Source organism: Tessaracoccus flavus (assembly GCF_001997295.1).
GTDB lineage: Bacteria > Actinomycetota > Actinomycetes > Propionibacteriales > Propionibacteriaceae > Arachnia > Arachnia flava.
The window spans coordinates 1,344,978-1,361,178 of the sequence record NZ_CP019605.1 but is presented as its reverse complement, the minus strand read 5'-3'; the positions used below and the strand labels follow the sequence as shown (position 1 = coordinate 1,361,178).

The 16,201-nt window shown below is 69.1% G+C and carries 13 protein-coding genes and 1 pseudogene; 10 read left to right on the top strand and 4 right to left on the bottom strand.

All coding sequences use genetic code 11. The annotated features are described in order from the left end of the window. Positions 1-3 precede the first annotated feature (3 nt). Both RPIT_RS06240 and RPIT_RS06235 read left to right on the top strand, forming a co-directional pair. On the top strand, positions 4-1,083 hold the full coding sequence (locus RPIT_RS06240; protein ID WP_077341625.1) for a potassium channel family protein: 1,080 nt from the start codon (positions 4-6) through the stop codon (positions 1,081-1,083). Between the two features lie 47 nt (positions 1,084-1,130). Then, on the top strand, positions 1,131-3,404 hold the full coding sequence (locus RPIT_RS06235; protein WP_077341624.1) for a RelA/SpoT family protein: 2,274 nt from the start codon (positions 1,131-1,133) through the stop codon (positions 3,402-3,404). Positions 3,405-3,419: 15 nt separating this feature from the next. On the opposite strand, the gene RPIT_RS06230 is transcribed toward RPIT_RS06235, so the two are convergent. Beyond that, entirely contained in the window at positions 3,420-4,664 is a 1,245-nt protein-coding gene (locus tag RPIT_RS06230; RefSeq protein WP_077341623.1) for a DUF349 domain-containing protein, read from the bottom strand. A 30-nt stretch (positions 4,665-4,694) separates the two neighbouring features. On the opposite strand from RPIT_RS06230, the pseudogene RPIT_RS16100 reads away from it, so the two are divergent. The 3 genes and pseudogenes from RPIT_RS16100 to hisS all read left to right on the top strand — a co-directional run. Then, positions 4,695-4,937: pseudogene (locus tag RPIT_RS16100) on the top strand (MBL fold metallo-hydrolase); the annotation flags it as partial. 107 nt (positions 4,938-5,044) lie between these two features. Then, the gene (locus RPIT_RS15915; RefSeq protein ID WP_162274509.1) at positions 5,045-5,365 is read left to right on the top strand and encodes an MBL fold metallo-hydrolase; all 321 of its coding nucleotides are present in this window, start codon (positions 5,045-5,047) and stop codon (positions 5,363-5,365) included. Between the two features lie 6 nt (positions 5,366-5,371). Next, positions 5,372-6,715, top strand: coding sequence for a histidine--tRNA ligase (hisS, locus tag RPIT_RS06215; protein ID WP_077341621.1), 1,344 nt, complete (start codon positions 5,372-5,374; stop codon positions 6,713-6,715). On the opposite strand, the gene RPIT_RS06210 is transcribed toward hisS, so the two are convergent. After that, positions 6,716-7,570, bottom strand: coding sequence for a hypothetical protein (locus RPIT_RS06210; RefSeq protein ID WP_143028212.1), 855 nt, complete (start codon positions 7,568-7,570; stop codon positions 6,716-6,718). It abuts the gene before it with no gap. A gap of 59 nt (positions 7,571-7,629) precedes the next feature. Beyond that, a complete protein-coding gene (locus RPIT_RS06205; RefSeq protein ID WP_077341618.1) occupies positions 7,630-8,163 on the bottom strand; it encodes a CarD family transcriptional regulator in 534 nt (177 codons plus the stop codon). A 180-nt stretch (positions 8,164-8,343) separates the two neighbouring features. Between RPIT_RS06205 and aspS the strand changes: the two genes are divergently transcribed. Beyond that, on the top strand, positions 8,344-10,137 hold the full coding sequence (gene aspS / locus RPIT_RS06200; protein ID WP_077341617.1) for an aspartate--tRNA ligase: 1,794 nt from the start codon (positions 8,344-8,346) through the stop codon (positions 10,135-10,137). Between the two features lie 24 nt (positions 10,138-10,161). Here the strand turns inward: aspS and RPIT_RS06195 are convergent, their stop codons facing one another. Next, positions 10,162-11,385, bottom strand: a complete 1,224-nt coding sequence (locus tag RPIT_RS06195) for a multidrug effflux MFS transporter (protein WP_077341616.1) — start codon at positions 11,383-11,385, stop codon at positions 10,162-10,164. Positions 11,386-11,525: 140 nt separating this feature from the next. Between RPIT_RS06195 and RPIT_RS06190 the strand changes: the two genes are divergently transcribed. Genes RPIT_RS06190 through alaS form a run of 4 tightly spaced genes read left to right on the top strand, consistent with a single transcriptional unit; the run spans position 11,526 to position 16,198 of the window. Then, positions 11,526-12,944: a replication-associated recombination protein A gene (locus tag RPIT_RS06190; protein ID WP_077341615.1), complete on the top strand. Its 1,419-nt coding sequence runs from the start codon at positions 11,526-11,528 to the stop codon at positions 12,942-12,944. Then, positions 12,931-13,305: a DUF948 domain-containing protein gene (locus RPIT_RS06185; protein WP_077341614.1), complete on the top strand. Its 375-nt coding sequence runs from the start codon at positions 12,931-12,933 to the stop codon at positions 13,303-13,305. Before RPIT_RS06190 ends, RPIT_RS06185 begins: the two co-directional genes overlap by 14 nt. Beyond that, complete coding sequence (locus tag RPIT_RS06180) at positions 13,302-13,538, top strand: DUF6167 family protein (RefSeq protein WP_077341613.1); 237 nt, start codon at positions 13,302-13,304, stop codon at positions 13,536-13,538. The genes RPIT_RS06185 and RPIT_RS06180 overlap by 4 nt, the downstream gene beginning before the upstream one ends. An 8-nt stretch (positions 13,539-13,546) precedes the next feature. Beyond that, positions 13,547-16,198 (top strand): alanine--tRNA ligase, encoded by a 2,652-nt coding sequence (gene alaS, locus RPIT_RS06175; protein WP_077341612.1) that lies wholly within the window; start codon positions 13,547-13,549, stop codon positions 16,196-16,198. Positions 16,199-16,201 lie beyond the last annotated feature (3 nt).

The window sequence follows — 16,201 nt, the reverse complement described above, 5'->3', positions numbered from 1 at the left end:
CGCATGGCCAAGATGCAGCCTGGAGGGCGGGGCGGAGCTGTCTCGCTCGTCAGCCTGCCCCGGATCGAGATCTCCCCGTTCAAGGAGCTCGCCCGGCGCGCGGTCATCGCCCTGGCGCTGCTGGGTCTCACCACGCTGATCGTCTGGCTCGACCGCGACGCCTACATCGACAACACGGGCCAGGACGGGGTCAGTCTCATCGACGCGCTCTACTACGCGACGGTGACCGTCACCACCACCGGCTACGGCGACATCACGCCGATCGCTCCGCACGCGCGGCTGCTCAACGCGTTGATCATCACACCGTTGCGCGTCAGCTTCCTGGTGGTGTTGGTCGGCACGACCATCGAGGTGCTGGCCAACCAGGGCAGCCGCAGCATCAAAGACTCAATGTGGAGGAAGCGCATGCGCAACCACGTCGTCGTCATCGGGTACGGCACCAAGGGCCGCAGCGCTGTCAACACGCTGAGGCGCCAGGGCACGCCCGCCGACAAGATCGTCGTCATCGACACCGACCCCAACTCCATCTCCGACGCCAACTTCGACGGGCTGGCCGCCTTCCAGGGCGACGCAACGCGCCGCGACCTGCTCCGCCGAGCGGAGATCAGCAAGGCCAAGGGCGTCATCATTTCGCTGGACAAGGACGGCACCTCGATCCTCGCGACGCTGACCGTGCGCCAGCTCAACCCCACCGCCGGCGTGGTCGTCTCGGTGAGGGAGCACGAGAACGTCCCGTTGGTGCGCCAGTCGGGCGCGTCGTCGGTGGTGACCAGCTCCGAGACGGTCGGCCGGTTGCTGGGTCTGTCCGCCATCGGCCCGGACCTCGGCGCGATCATGCAGGACATGCTCACCGGCGGCGAGGGTCTCGAGGTGCACCAGCGTCAGGCGGAGCCACACGAGGCCGGGCAGCCGCCGTCCGCGGTGCAGGGGGAGCGGGTGATCGGGCTCATCCGGAACGGGACTCTTCGACGGTTCTACGACCAGACGGCCTCCCGGATCGAGCTCGGCGACGAACTCATCGTCGTGCGCCGGGCGCAGGCCCCCACGTCGAAGGATCTGCTGCGCTTCGCCGCCGAAGAATAGTTGCCGCGAAGCACTAGCATGGGTGCCGAGGGTGAAGGGAGACCGCGATGACCGACGAGCAGCTCATCGGTGCCTCCCGGCTTGTCACCGGACCGGAGCAGCCGCGCCTCAGGATGCGCCACCGCATCGCGCGCCTCGGTGCGGTACGACCTAAGTCGGCGGTGCTGGATCCGCTGTTTAGGATCGTGAAGTCGAACCATCCCAAGGCGGATCTCGACGTCATCGAGCGGGCCTACCGGATCGCCGAGCACCACCACCAGGGGCAGACGCGCAAGTCGGGTGACCCCTACATCACGCACCCGTTGGCCGTGGCCACCATCCTCGCCGAACTGGGCATGACCGAGCCCGTCCTGGTGGCCGCGCTGCTGCACGACACGGTCGAGGACACCGAGTACACCATCGAGCAGCTGCGCGCCGACTTCTCCGACGAGGTCGCGCACATGGTCGACGGCGTCACCAAGCTCGACAAGCTGACGTACGGAGAGACGGCCAAGGCCGAGACCATCCGCAAGATGATCATGGCCACCAGCGAGGAGGTTCGGGTCCTCGTCATCAAGCTGGCGGACCGCCTCCACAACATGCGCACGATCAGCTTCCTGCGGCCCGAGAAGCAGGTGCGGATCGCCACCGAGACCCTCAACATCTTCGCGCCCCTGGCGCACCGCCTCGGCATGAACACGATCAAGTGGGAGCTCGAGGATCTCTCGTTCTCCTGCATCGAGCCGAAGGTCTACGCCGAGATCGTCGAGATGGTCGCCCAGCAGGCCCCCTTCCGCGAGCGCTACCTGCGTGAGCTCATCGCGGAGTTCCAGCAGCTGCTGGCGGAGTCCAAGATCACCGCGACGGTCTACGGCCGCCCCAAGCACTACTACTCGATCTACCAGAAGATGATGGTGCGGGGCCGCGACTTCAAGGACATCTACGACCTCATCGGGCTGCGCGTCCTCGTCGACACGCCCGCGGACTGCTACGCGGTGCTCGGCGTCGCGCACGCCGCCTGGAAGCCGATCCCCGGTCGGTTCAAGGACTACATCGCGGGCCCGAAGTTCAACATGTACCAGTCGCTGCACACGACCGTCATGGGCGCCAACAACGAGCCGGTCGAGCTGCAGATCCGCACGCATGAGATGCACCGTCGCGCCGAGTACGGCGTCGCGGCGCACTGGAAGTACAAGCAGGACCTGCGCGACGGCGTGACCCCTGAGCAGGCGGGCCTGCGGGCGATCCACCAACTGGGGGTGATGAGCAAGGAGACCGAGGATCCCAGCGAGTTCCTCGACTCGGTGCTGTTCGAGATCAACGCCGACGAGATCTACGTGTTCACCCCCAAGGGCGAGGTCATCGCGCTGCCCGTCGGTGCCACCCCGGTCGACTTCGCCTTCGCGGTGCACACCGAGGTGGGCTACCGCTGCATCGGGGCGCGCGTCAACGGGCGGCTCGTGGCGCTCAGCACCAAGCTGGTGCAGGGCGACAAGGTCGAGGTGCTGACGTCCAAGGCGCAGGGGGCCGGCCCCAGCCGCGACTGGTTGGGCTTCGTCGTGTCCAGCCGGGCCCGGCAGAAGATCCGCCAGTACTTCTCGCGCGAACGCCGCGACGAGGCCATCGAGCAGGGCAAGGAGACACTGGCCAAGGATCTGCGCCGCACCGGCATCCCGCTGCAGCGCCTGCTGACCCTGGAGAACCTCACGGCGGTGGCGAACGAGCTGGGGCACAAGGACGTCCCGAACCTCTACAACGCGATCGGCGAGGGGCACCTCGGCGCCCAGGGTGTGGTGGAGAAGCTCATCGCGCTCCACGGGGGCGAGGACGAGACCGTCGACACCGTGACCGAGGATGTCGTCGTCAGGCAGCGGCGCCGTCCGGTCGACGACGGTGCCCAGGTATTGGTCGACGGAGACAACTCCGTCGTGGCGAAGTTCGCCAAGTGCTGCTATCCGCTGCCTGGCGACGAGATCGTCGGGTTCGTGACCCGCGGCGACGGCGTGTCGGTGCACCGGGCGGACTGCACCAACGTGCCCGCGCTGCTCAAGGAACCCGACCGGATGGTCCCGGTGGCCTGGTCGGCCCGCACGCCGGGGGCGTCGTTCCTGGTCACCGTCCAAGTCGAAGGCATCGACCGAGCCCGCCTGCTGTCCGACGTCTCCTCGGTGCTGTCCGAGCAGCACGTTGACATCGTCAGCGTCAACATCAACACGAACAAGCAGCGGCAGTTCAGCGGCAAGATCACGTTCGAATCGGCAGACCCCACGCACCTGCAGCATGTGATGGCGCAGGTGCGCAAGGTGCCCGGTGTCTACGACGTCTTCCGAGTAGCCGGCTGAGCCGGCCGTCGCTGGCTACTTGCTGAAGTCGGCGAGGGTCTCGCGGGCCTGCTCCAACCAGCTCTCATACGTGGCGATGGACTGCTCGGCATCCTTGACGCGCTTGGCGTCGCCGCGCTCCTGCGCGGTGGCCAGATCCTCGCGGAGCCGGCCGATCTGACCCTCGAACAGCTGGACCGTCTCCTCGGCGCGTCGGCGCGCCTCCGGATCGGTGCGGCGCCATTCCGCGGCCTCCATCTCGGCGACCTTGTCGGAGATGGACCGCACCCGGGCGTCCAGGTCGCGCATCGCGTTCCTCGGGACGTGGCCGACCTCGTTGAACTTGGCCAGGAAGTCGCGGTGGGTGGCCTTGGCCGTCTCGACGTCGGTGACGCCCTGGAGGTCGGCCTCCACCTGTTCGACGAGCTTCTGCTTCGCGGCGAGGTTCTCCGACTGCTCGCCGTCGACGGCGCTCTGAGCCGCCGTGCGGGCATCGAAGAACTTGTCCTGGATGGCGCGGAAGCGCGTCCACAGCGCGTCGTCGTCCTGGCGGCGGGCGCTGCCGGCTGCCTTCCACCGCTGCATGAGGTCGCGGAAGGCCCCGGAGGTGGGTCCCCACTCGGTGGAGTCGGCGAGAGGCTCGGCCTCCGCGATGATCGCCTCCTTGAGTGCCTTCGCCTCATCGCGGCGCTGGTTGAGATCGGAGAAGTGGGCCTTGCGTCGCCTGGTGTACTGCGTGCGTGCGCTGGAGAAGCGGTGCCACAGCTCGTTGTCGGTGGTGCGGTCGATGCGCGGGAGCGCCTTCCACTCGTCGAGCAGGGTCCGGAAACGGTCCACCCCGCCGCGCCAGTCGTCGCCCTGGGCGAGCTGCTCGGCCTCCTGGACCATCGCCTCCTTCGCGGCGACGGTGGCCGCGTTCTGCTCGGCGCGCTGAGCCTTGCGTGCCTCGATCTGGGCGGGCAGCAGTTCCGCGATGGCGTCGAGGCGCGCGGTCAGGGCCGCGAGATCGCCCACCGCGTTGGCCTCATCGACGTTGGTCCTGGCCGTCGCGATCGCAGCCTTGGCCTCCTCGGGCGACATCGCCTGAGCCTTGACCCTCGATTCGAGCAGGGTCACCTCGGCCGCGAGGTTCTCGAATCGGCGGACGTAGAACGCCATGGCGTCTTCTGGGGTGGAATCGGGGATCTGCCCGACACTTCGCTCTGTGTCACCCACACGGACGTAGACGGTGCCGTCGGGGTCGACGCGGCCGAAGTCTGCGGGCGCTTGCTGTTCGCTCATGCCCCTAATCTATCCCGATAGGGTGGTCGGGTGCTCATCCAGCCCATCCAGGTATCTCCCTGGCAAGCCAACTGTTATCTCGTGGCCGCACGCGAGGATGCTGATCAGTGCATCGTGGTGGACCCCGGCATCACCGGGGCCGACGCGATCAACGCCGCTCTCGCGGAGCGGAGCTGGCTGCCAGCGGCCATCTTCTGCACCCACGGCCACATCGACCACGTCGGTGACGCCCACGTGCTGGCGGGGGACCGGCGGGTTCCCGTTTATCTCGCGCAGGCAGATCAGCACCTGCTGACGCGACCAGCCGACGGGCTGGGTGACCAGAGCGTCGGGTTGTTGCAGCAGCTGCTCGGCTCGGAGGTCCTGCCCCGATCGCCGATGTGCGCAACCTCGACGAGCGAGTGGACGTTGCGGGGCTCACCATCGTGCCCACCAGCGCCCCCGGCCACACCAAGGGGTCCACCCTGCTCACGGTCAGCACCGCGGCCGGGTCGGTCGTCTTCACCGGGGACGTCCTGTTCGCCGGCACGATCGGGCGCACGGATCTACCCGGCGGTAGCATGGCCGAGATGCGCGAAACGCTGCGGCGCATCGTCGCGAACTTCCCGGAGGGCACACCCCTGCTGCCGGGGCACGGCCAGCCGACCATCCTGGCCGACGAGATCGCCGGCAACCCGTATCTGCAGCCTGAATCTCTGTGAGGTCCCGTGTCCCGACCCAAGCCGCTCAGCGGTTTCCCCGAGTTCCTCCCCGCGGGGAGGATCGTCGAGAACCGCGTCCTCGAGATCGTCACCTCCACCTTTGAACTCCACGGCTTCGCTCCCATCGAGACCAGGGCCGTCGAGCCGCTCAGCCAGCTGGCGCGCAAGGGCGACATCGCCAAGGAGGTCTACGTCGTGCGCCGCCTCCACGCGGACGCCGCGGATGCCGACGAACTCGGCCTCCACTTCGACCTGACCGTCCCCTTCGCGCGCTACGTGCTGGAGAACGCGGGACACCTGGCGTTCCCCTTCCGCCGCTACCAGGTACAGAAGGTGTGGCGCGGCGAGCGACCCCAGGAGGGCCGATACCGCGAGTTCACCCAGGCCGACATCGACATCGTCGGACAGGATGCGCTGGCGGGCCACCACGACGTCGAGATCCCGCTGGTCGCGCTCGACGTCTTCGAGAAGCTGCACCGCGACCTGGGCCTGCCGCCCGTCCAACTCCACGTCAACAACCGCAAACTGGCCGAGGGGTTCTACCGGGGTCTCGGCATCGAGGACACCGCCGGGGTCCTTCAGCGGGTGGACAAGTTCGACAAGGTCGGGCCCGACGCCGTGACCCAGCTGCTCACCGCAGAGATGGGTCTCAGCGAGGCGCAGGCGCGCGCATGTGTGTCACTGGCGGGCATCTCGGCCACGGACGAGTCGTTCGTCGACGACGTGCGTGCGCTCGGCGTCGAGGATCCACTGCTGGACGCAGGTCTCGAGGAGCTGTCCGCGTTGGTGCGCGTGGCGCGCCGCAGCGTCCCCGACCGTGTCGTGGCGGACCTCAAGATCGCCCGCGGGCTCGACTACTACACAGGAACTGTGTACGAGTCCTTCCTGGTGGGCTCGGAGAAGTTGGGGTCGGTGGCCTCCGGCGGTCGCTACGACTCGCTGGCCTCCGACGGGCGCCTCACGTTCCCGGGCGTCGGGTACTCGTTCGGTATCACCCGGATCCTCGCGCCGCTGATCTCGAAGGGACGCATCACCGCCTCGCGCAGCGTCCCCAGCGCAGTCCTCGTCGCCGTCGACGCCGAAGAGTCGCGCGATCAGGCGATCGCCGTCGCGGGTGCGTTGCGCAGCCGTGACATTCCCGTGGAGGTGGCGCCGAAGGCAGACAAGTTCGGCAAACAGATCCGCTACGCGGAGCGTCGAGGCATCCCGTTCGTCTGGTTCGGTGCCGGCTACGACGACTCTGTCAAGGACATCCGCACGGGGGCTCAGACTGCGGCCGATCCAGCCATCTGGTCCCCGCCCGACGGCGATCTCAGAGCATCCGTGAGCATGGACGGAAACGAGCGCTGATCAGGCGTTATCCCTCAGAACGAAGCGGGGGACCTGCGCGGCTGCGGTGCTGAGCAGCTGGAGATGGCCGTTCAACTCGGCGGCGGACACATCCGCGTCGGCCCAGGAGATGACCCAACCGTCGGCGAAGTCCACCCGGTGAATATCCGGGGAGGACTGCACGAACAGCTCCATGAGTGAGGCGTGCACCATCTGGGAGGCGTACCTGGGGTCCTTGGCGATCACGCGCCACCGCTCGTTGAAGTGCACGGATTCGAACTGCTGACCGGGACGCACCCAGAGTTCGTCATTGTGGCGATCCGTGACCGATAGTGCTGGCAGCCGGTGGCCGGACCGCAGTGCAACGAAGCGGCTCCGCAGGACCGGCGCCGGAAGCCCGCTTGCCGTGGCGACGACGACGTCACCAGCCCCCTCGAGCCGACCCAGGACGACGTCGTCGAACCGCTTACCGTGCGGCGAGGAGTCCCGCCAGAGCTCCAGTCCAAGCTCGGCGTCGTGGGCGATCAGTGCGGCCAACAGTCCGTTCACCGGAAGCGTGTCATCCCCGAAGATCCCGTCGACCTTGGGCAGGAACCGGAACCCCTGTGCGCTGGCCCACAGCTGCAGTTCGGGGCGGGACCGCGCGGCGGCGGCGGCGAACGACGCAGTCCGCACGCCCTTCGCGACGAGGAAGGGCACCCCGAACACGATCACCCCCACGAGACCGGCCACGGCGAGCCATACGATCGCATTGCCGACGTGGGGCATCGCCAGGTGATCGCTCAGCCCGAATGCCGCCACCAGCATCATGAGCGAGCCGGTGGTTGTCGTCGCCAGGACCTTGGTGATGGTCCGTTCGCTCCGCCGGATCGCCACAGAGAGGGAGTTCCGACGCGTGGGGACGTCCGCGTGGATCACGCGTGGGGCGGGGGCGCTCAAGCTGCGGGGACGCCGAGGTCGTCGATGTGGGCCAGGACCTCCGCCGAGCCCTCGAGGACGAGCGAGTGGAGGACGACCGTCGCCTTCTCTTCCGAGGCTCCGGTCGCCAGCGCGATCTCGGCGAGCAGGGGAGCGGAGGCTTCCTTGAGCAGGTCGCGCTCGGCGAGCGACATCCCCTTCTCTTCGCGGCGGCGGATGAGGTCGCGCACGACGGCGGCGATGCGGAGCGGGTCGCCGGTGGCGGCCTCCATCCGCTGCGCCTTGTACCGGCGCGCCCACTGGTTCTCGATCTGACCGGTGGGGGCGGTGAGGACGGCGCAGATGTCGGCGAGCATCGAGCTGCCGGCGACTGCGCGGATGCCGACCGTCTCGCATTTCGTCAGCGGAATGCTGACGGTGAGCCCGGTATCGCACACCGTCAACTCGAGGTACTCGATGACCTTGCCCTTGATGGTCCGGCTCAACAACCCGGTGACCGTGGCCGGCCCATGATGAGGATGGATGACGGTCTGACCCTGGTTGAATTGCATGTGCGCTCCGCTCGTATCGTCCGTCTTAGTTTTCCTTGCGTCAGCGCGCGCCCGGCGAACGGGCGGGGTGTGACACGGTCTGTCTAGTCTATCATCCGGGCGCCCGGTGCCCATGGTCTAGAGTTGGTCCGCCGAACGAGCGCTGCACCGTCTATGCAGTGCCGAAGAAAGGAATATGCCGTGATCCGCACTCACGACGCTGGCGCGCTCCGCGCCGAGCACGCCGGCCGGGAAGTGGTCCTCGCCGGTTGGGTGGCCAAACGCCGCGACCACGGGGGACTCGCCTTCATCGACCTGCGCGACGCCTCGGGCCGCGTCCAGGTGGTCATCCGGGACGAACTCCTCGACGCCACCGGGGCGCACGACCTGCGCAACGAGTACTGCATCAAGGTGACCGGCGTCGTTGAGGTGCGACCCGACGGCAACGAGAACCCCGATCTGCCGACCGGCGAGATCGAGGTGGCCATCTCCGAGCTCGAGGTGCTCAACACGTCGGCCCCGCTGCCGTTCCAGATTGACGAGCGGGTCACCGTGGGCGAGGAGGCCCGCCTCAAGTACCGCTACCTCGACCTGCGCCGCCCCGCGCCCGGCGCCGCGATCCGTCTCCGGTCGAAGGTCAACCAGGCCGCACGCACCGTGCTGGCCGAGCGCGACTTCGTCGAGATCGAGACGCCGACGCTGACCCGGTCGACCCCCGAGGGCGCTCGCGACTTCGTCGTGCCAGCGCGCCTGTCGCCGGGCTCCTGGTACGCCCTGCCGCAGTCGCCCCAGCTGTTCAAGCAGCTGCTCATGGTGGCGGGCATGGAGCGCTACTACCAGATCGCCCGCTGCTACCGCGACGAGGACTTCCGGGCCGATCGGCAGCCGGAGTTCACCCAGCTCGACATCGAGATGAGTTTCGTGGACCAGGACGACGTCATCGAGCTGGGCGAGGCTCTGGTCACCGAGATCTGGAAACTGATCGGGGTTGAGCTCAGCACCCCGTTCGAGCGGATCACCTACCTCGACGCGATGGACCGCTACGGCTCGGACAAGCCTGACCTGCGCTTCGACCTCGAGCTCACCGAACTCACCGACTACTTCCAGGACACCTCGTTCCGGGTGTTCCAGGCCCCCTACGTGGGCGCGATCGTCATGCCGGGCGGGGGTTCTCAGCCCAGGCGGACCTTCGACGCGTGGCAGGAGTGGGCGAAGCAGCGCGGCGCCAAGGGGCTCGCGTACGTGACCCTCGACGACAGCGGGGAACTCGGCGGTCCGGTCGCCAAGAACCTGACCGACGCCGAGCGGGCCGGCCTCGCGGCCGCGACCGGGGCCAAGCCCGGCGACTGCATCTTCTTCGCCGCCGGTGGCCGCGCCCCCTCGCAGGCGCTGCTGGGGGCCGCCCGCAACGAGATCGCCGAGCGATGCTCGCTCATCGACGAGGATGCCTGGAGCTTCCTGTGGGTGGTCGACGCCCCGCTGTTCAAGCCCACGTCCGAGGCGACGGCCGAAGGCGACGTCGCGGTGGGGGGCGGCGCGTGGACGGCAGTGCACCACGCGTTCACCTCGCCGAAGCCCGAGCACCTCGACACGTTCGACACGGATCCGGGCAGCGCGCTCGCCTACGCCTACGACCTCGTCTGCAACGGCAACGAGATCGGGGGCGGATCCATCCGTATCCACCGACGCGACGTCCAGGAGCGGGTGTTCAAGGTGATGGGGATCGGTGCCGACGAGGCCCAGGAGAAGTTCGGCTTCCTCCTCGACGCCTTCCAGTACGGCGCGCCGCCGCACGGCGGCATCGCGTTCGGGTGGGACCGCATCGTCGCGCTGCTCAGCCGCTCGGAGTCGATCCGCGACGTCATCGCGTTCCCCAAGAGCGGCGGCGGGTATGACCCGCTGACCCAGGCACCTGCCCCGATCTCCGCGCAGCAGCGCCGGGAGGCCGGAGTGGACTTCAAGCCCGAAGCGAAGAAGGACGCCGCGGGGGCGTGACCGGGGCGCGCGCCGCCTCGGGGATCAGAGGAGGACCTCGTCCCCGAGGCGGTGCGGCCGCACGACGAGCCACAGCATCGCCACTGCCAGGACGGCGCAGGCGAGCATCACCGCACCCACCGGCAGCGCGCTGGTGACGTGGAAGACGCCGATGAGCGGACCGACGACGCTGCCCACCACCTGGTTGCTGGCTCCCAGCAGGGAGGCCGCAACCCCCGAGTTCTCGCGGTGGTGCTGCAGCCCGAGCACACTCACGCACGGCGCGCCCAGCCCGAACGCCAGCGTGTAGGAGAAGAACGCGGGCACCAGGGCCCGATAGGGCAGCGAGGCGGCGTAGACGAGCAGCACTCCGAGCGAGCCCACCACCAAGAGCGCGGTGGAGTAGGCCAGCACCCGGTGGGGGCCGTAGCGTGCGGCGAGCCTGCCGCCGGCCTGGACCCCGACGAAGACGCCCACCGAGCAGATTGCGAAGACCGCTCCGAAGCCCCGCGGCGTGAGCCCGTAGACCTCCTGGAGCAGCACCGACGAGCTCGACACGTAGCTCAGCAGCCCGCCGAAGGAGAAGGCCGAGACCAGCAGCACCCCCACGTACAGGCGGTCGCCGACGACGTGGCGGTAGGCAGCCCGCAGCCGTCCGCGCCCGGCAGGGGCGCGTTCGCTCGCCGGGCGGGTCTCCACCGTGAGCGTGACCACCAACAGCACGACCCCGACGCCGTAGACCGCGAGCCCCCAGAAGATGCCGCGCCAGTCCATGACCAGCACCATCCACGACCCGACGATCGGCGCGACGATCGGCGCCAGCCCAGAGATGAGCGCGAGCCGGGACAACATGATCACGAGCGGCTTACCCCCGAACAGATCGCGAGCCATGGCCATCGCGACGACCGCTCCGCCCGCCGCGCCGATGCCCTGCAATGCCCGCATGGCGGTGAGGAAGACGAGGGAGGGTGCCACCGCCACCAGCACGCTCGCCACGACGTGGAGCAGCGTCATCGCCACCAGTGGAAGCCGCCTCCCGACCCGGTCGCTCAGCGGCCCGACGACCAACTGCCCGACGGCGAAGCCGAGGGTGGTCGCCGACAGGGTCAGCTGCACCTGGGCGTCGTTGATGCCCAGGTCGGACTTCAACGCCGGGAAGGCAGGCAGATACAGATCAATGGTGAACGGTCCAAGACCGGTGAGCAGGCCCAGCGTGACGATGATCGCGATCCGGCGGCGCCTGCTGTAGCGATTGCCGAGATGTTCCATGGGGCTCCAATGGGGGCAGAGTTCGAGCCGAAGAAAAGCCCGCGGCTCACACTGTGGAGCGGCGGGCGTCGGTGCACCGCAAATAGTACGCCCAGACGACCAACTCGGGCCAGCGCAGGCACGCGGCTAGAGTGGTCCGCGTGTCGTACGACCTCTTCGGTACCCCGGACCCGGCGCCTCCAACGCGCGGCGGATCGCTGAGCGACGCCACGAACCCGCAGGCACCACTGGCCGTCCGCCTCAGGCCGCGTACCCTCGATGAGATCGTCGGACAGCAGCACCTGCTGGCCCCCGGGTCCCCGCTGCGCAGGCTCGCCGACGGTCAACCGATGTCGGTCTTCCTATGGGGACCGCCCGGCGTGGGCAAGACCACCATCGCGTCGGTTGTGTCCCAGGCCACCCAGCGCCGATTCGTCGAGCTCTCCGCCGTGACCGCGGGGGTGAAGGAGGTGCGCGCCGAGCTCGAGGAGGCGCGGCGCGAACTCGCCAGGGGCCAGGCCACGGTGCTGTTCGTCGACGAGGTCCACCGCTTCTCCAAGGCGCAACAGGACGTGTTGCTGCCCGCGGTCGAGAACCGTCTCGTCACGCTCATCGCGGCGACGACCGAGAACCCCTCCTTCTCGGTGATCTCCCCCCTGCTCAGCCGCTCCCTCCTCCTGCGCCTCGTGCCGCTGACCGACGAGGATCTGGGCGGCCTCCTGGACCGGGCCCTGACCGACGACCGCGGCCTCATCAACGCCGACGGTCAGCGGTTCACCCTCGACGCGCAGGCCCGCGACCTCATCGTGCGGCTCGCCGGCGGCGACGCGCGGCGGGCGCTCACGTACCTCGAGGAGTCCGCCGCGGCCGCCGAATCCCTGGGTGCCACCGCAATCGATCAGGCCGCCGTCGAGTCGTCGGCGGACCGCGCGGCGGTGCGCTACGACAAGGACGGCGATCAGCACTACGACGTCATCAGCGCGTTCATCAAGTCGATCCGGGGATCCGACGTGGACGCGGCTCTGCACTACCTGGCCCGAATGCTGGAGGCCGGGGAGGATCCGAGGTTCATCGCAAGGCGTCTCATGATCTCGGCGTCCGAGGACATCGGCATGGCCGCCAGCGGAGTCCTCCAGACCTGCGTGGCCGCGGCGCAGGCCGTGCAGCTCCTCGGCATGCCGGAGGCCCGCCTCACCCTGGCCCACGCGACCGTTGCGGCGGCGACGGCTCCGAAGTCCAACGCCGCCTACCTCGCGATCACCGACGCCGTGGCCGATGTCAGGCGTGGCAAGGGTGGGCTCGTACCGGCCCACCTGCGCGATGCCCACTACTCCGGGGCGCAGGCGCTGGGGCACGGCGAGGGCTACAAGTACGCGCACGACTACCCGCACGGCGTCGCGCAACAGACCTACCTGCCCGACGACCTGACCGACGCCCGGTACTACCGGCCGACCGACCACGGGCAGGAGGCCGCCATCGCGGATCGGGTAGCGGTGCTGCGCAGGCTGCTTGGTCGGGAGCCGTCGGCTAGAGTTGCGCCGTCAAAGTCTACGGAAGGCCCCACACATGACCCCAGGTGAGATCGCAGGCCTCATCGCCGCCATTGCGCTGTGCGTGTTCGTCGCGCTCGCGGCCGTTCCCCTCCTGAAGCTCGGCCGCGTGCTGGACGAGGCGCGCATCGCGGTGCGCGACCTCGGCCACAACGCCGTCCCCGTGCTGCAGGAGCTCAAGGGCACCGTCGGGCTGACCAACGAGGAACTGGCCAAGCTGAGCGTCGTCACCGACGACGTGAGCCGCGTCTCGGGCCACGCCACCGTGGTCAGCGAGAACGCCGCCCAGATGTCGACCCTGTTCGCCGCCACCCTCGGTGGCCCGCTGGTCAAGACGGCCGCGTTCAGCTACGGCGTCCGCAAGGCGCTGAAGGGTCGGAAGAACCGATGAGGCGGCTGTTCTGGATGATGGTCGGGGCCGGGCTGGCCGTGTACCTCGTGCTTCGCGGGCGCGATCTGCTGCACCGCCTGACACCCCGCGGGGTCCAGGAGCAGGTCGCGGCGAAGGGACATCAGGCAGCCGCGGGCTTCGGCGACTTCGCCGCCACGTTCCGCGCCGCCATGGCCGAGCGCGAAGCCGAGCTGCGGCGTGAGCTGAACATCCCCGCCACGACCACCACCTGAGGACCACCATGAAGACCTCCGAGATCCGGAGCCGTTTCGTCGACTTCTTCGCCCGCGAGGGCCACACGGTCGTGCCGAGCGCCTCGCTGCTCTACAACGACCCGACTCTCCTGTTCGTCAACGCGGGCATGGTGCCGTTCAAGCCCTACTTCCTCGGCGACGAGCCTGCCCCCTTCCCGCGGGCCGTCTCCTCCCAGAAGTGCGTCCGCACCCTCGACATCGAGGAGGTGGGCAAGACCACCCGCCATGGCACCTTCTTCCAGATGCTCGGCAACTTCGCCTTCGGCGACTACTTCAAGGAAGGCGCGATCGACTACGCCTGGCGCCTCGTCACCGGCGCGGAGTCCGACGGCGGCTGGGGCTTCGATCCGGACAAGGTCTGGGTGACCGCGCTGCACGGCGACCAGGAGACGATCGATCTGTGGCAGTCGGTGGGCGTACCGCGTGAGCGGATCCAGGAGAGAGGTCTCAAGGACAACTACTGGCACATGGGCGTGCCCGGCCCGGGCGGCCCCTGCTCCGAGATCTACATCGACCGCGGTCCCGAGTTCGGCGCCGACGGTGGCCCGGAGGCCGACGAGGACCGGTTCCTGGAGATCTGGAATCTGGTGTTCCAGCAGGAGGAGCTCTCCGCGGTGCGCGCGAAGGACGACTTCGACGTGCTGCGGCCGCTGCCGAGCCGCAACATCGACACCGGCTCCGGCCTCGAACGCGTCGCGCTGCTCAAGCAGGGCGTGGCCAACATGTACGAGATCGACGAGGTGTACCCCGTCATCGCGAAGGCGTCGGAGCTCTCCGGGCGGCGCTACGGTGCCGACGCCGCCGACGACATCCGGTTCCGCGTCGTCGCCGACCACGTCCGCTCCTCGCTGATGCTCATGAGTGACGGGGTCACCCCCGGCAACGAGGCCCGCGGCTACGTGCTGCGCCGCCTCCTGCGTCGCGTGATCAGGTCGATGCGACTGCTCGGCGTCGGCGACCCCGTGCTCGGGGAACTCCTCCCCGTGTCGAAGGAACAGATGACGGCCTCCTACCCCGAGATCGAGGAGAGTTGGTCGCGCGTGTCCCAGGCGGCCGCTGCGGAGGAGGAGTCGTTCAGACGCACCCTCCAGGCCGGAACGGTGATGTTCGACACTGCGGCGGGCGAGGCGAAGGCCGCGAAGGCGTCGAGCTTCGGCGGGGCCCAGGCCTTCCAGTTGCACGACACCTACGGCTTCCCGATCGACCTGACCATGGAGATGGCCGCCGAGCAGGGGCTGAGCGTCGACCGGGCGAAGTTCGACGAGCTCATGAAGGAGCAGAAGGACCGGGCGCGGGCCGACGCGAAGGCGAAGAAGGGTGGCGCCGCCAGCATGGAGGCCTACCGCCAGCTGCGCGACACCGGGGAGGTTCCCTTCCTCGGCTACACGGACCTCTCGGTCGCGACCGCCGTGCGCGGGATCATCGCCGACGGCGCGGCGGTCGACCGGGCCTCCGACGGCAGCGTCGTCGAGATCGTGCTGCGCGAAACGCCCTTCTACGCCGAGGCGGGCGGTCAGGACGCGGACCGGGGGACCATCACCGGGGACGGCTTCTCGCTCGAGGTCCTGGACGTGCAGCGTCCGGTGCCCGGGCTGATCGTCCACCGCGTCTCGGTGCTCGGCGAGCTGGGTCTCGGCGCTGCGGCGCAGGCTGAGGTCGACGCCGTCGCCAGGCGCGGCGCGTGCCAGGCCCACACCGCCACCCACATCGTGCACGCCGCGCTGCGGGAACTCGTCGGGTCCAACGCCACCCAGGCGGGGTCGTACAACAAGCCGGGCTACATGCGGTTCGACTTCTCGTCCCCCCACGGGCTCTCGGACCAGCTGAAGGCGGAGGTCGAGGCGCGCGCCAACGAGGCGATCGCGACGAACTTCGAGGTCACGGCCACCGAGATGAAGCTCGAGGACGCCAAGGCACTGGGCGCCATGGCGATGTTCGGCGAAAAGTACCCGCCGATCGTGCGCATGGTCGAGCTGGGGGGCCCCTGGTCCAGGGAGCTCTGCGGCGGCACCCACGTATCGGGCACAGCCGAGATCGGCGTGCTCAACCTCATCAGCGAGGCCTCGATCGGGTCCGGTGTGCGACGGGTCGAGGCGCTGGTCTCCGGCGACGCCTTCGCCAAGTTCGCCGCCGAGCGGGCGCTCGTCTCCGAACTCACCGACACCCTGCGCGTGCAGCCCGACCAACTCGTCGGACGGGTCGAGCGGCTCGTGGCGCAGCTCAAGGAGGCGGAGAAGCAGATCGCGGCCCTCAACTCCGAGAAGGTGCTCGGCAGCGCGGCAACGCTCGCGGCCCAGGCTGTGGACGTGGCCGGAGTCCGGTACCTGGGGGCGGAGGTCCCGGGCGTGTCGGGCGGAGACCTGCGGACGCTGGCGCTCGACCTGCGGGAAAGGCTCGGCTCCCACCCCGCCGTCGTGGCGCTGGTCGGTGGCGTCGACAAACCGGCCGCCATCGTCGCCACCAACGACGGCGCCCGCGGACTGGGGCTGAGCGCCGGCTCGCTCATCGGCATCGCGTGCGCCGAACTCGGCGGCAAGGGCGGCGGCAAGGCTGACCTGGCCCAAGGCGGGGGTACGGACCCGTCCGCCGCCCCGCAGGCCCTCGCGGCGGTGCGCCAGGCGCTGGCTGCGCGTGGCTGATGG

What these genes read in the sequence shown, in the direction of transcription:
- RPIT_RS06195 (WP_077341616.1), bottom strand. Translation starts at nt 11,385, where the DNA reads ATGGAACATCTCGGCAATCGCTACAGCAGGCGCCGCCGGATCGCGATC.
- RPIT_RS06180 (WP_077341613.1), top strand. Translation starts at nt 13,302, where the DNA reads ATGAGGCGGCTGTTCTGGATGATGGTCGGGGCCGGGCTGGCCGTGTAC.
- RPIT_RS06230 (WP_077341623.1), bottom strand. Translation starts at nt 4,664, where the DNA reads ATGAGCGAACAGCAAGCGCCCGCAGACTTCGGCCGCGTCGACCCCGAC.
- RPIT_RS06240 (WP_077341625.1), top strand. Translation starts at nt 4, where the DNA reads ATGGCCAAGATGCAGCCTGGAGGGCGGGGCGGAGCTGTCTCGCTCGTC.
- RPIT_RS06205 (WP_077341618.1), bottom strand. Translation starts at nt 8,163, where the DNA reads ATGCAATTCAACCAGGGTCAGACCGTCATCCATCCTCATCATGGGCCG.
- RPIT_RS06185 (WP_077341614.1), top strand. Translation starts at nt 12,931, where the DNA reads ATGACCCCAGGTGAGATCGCAGGCCTCATCGCCGCCATTGCGCTGTGC.
- RPIT_RS06235 (WP_077341624.1), top strand. Translation starts at nt 1,131, where the DNA reads ATGACCGACGAGCAGCTCATCGGTGCCTCCCGGCTTGTCACCGGACCG.
- alaS (WP_077341612.1), top strand. Translation starts at nt 13,547, where the DNA reads ATGAAGACCTCCGAGATCCGGAGCCGTTTCGTCGACTTCTTCGCCCGC.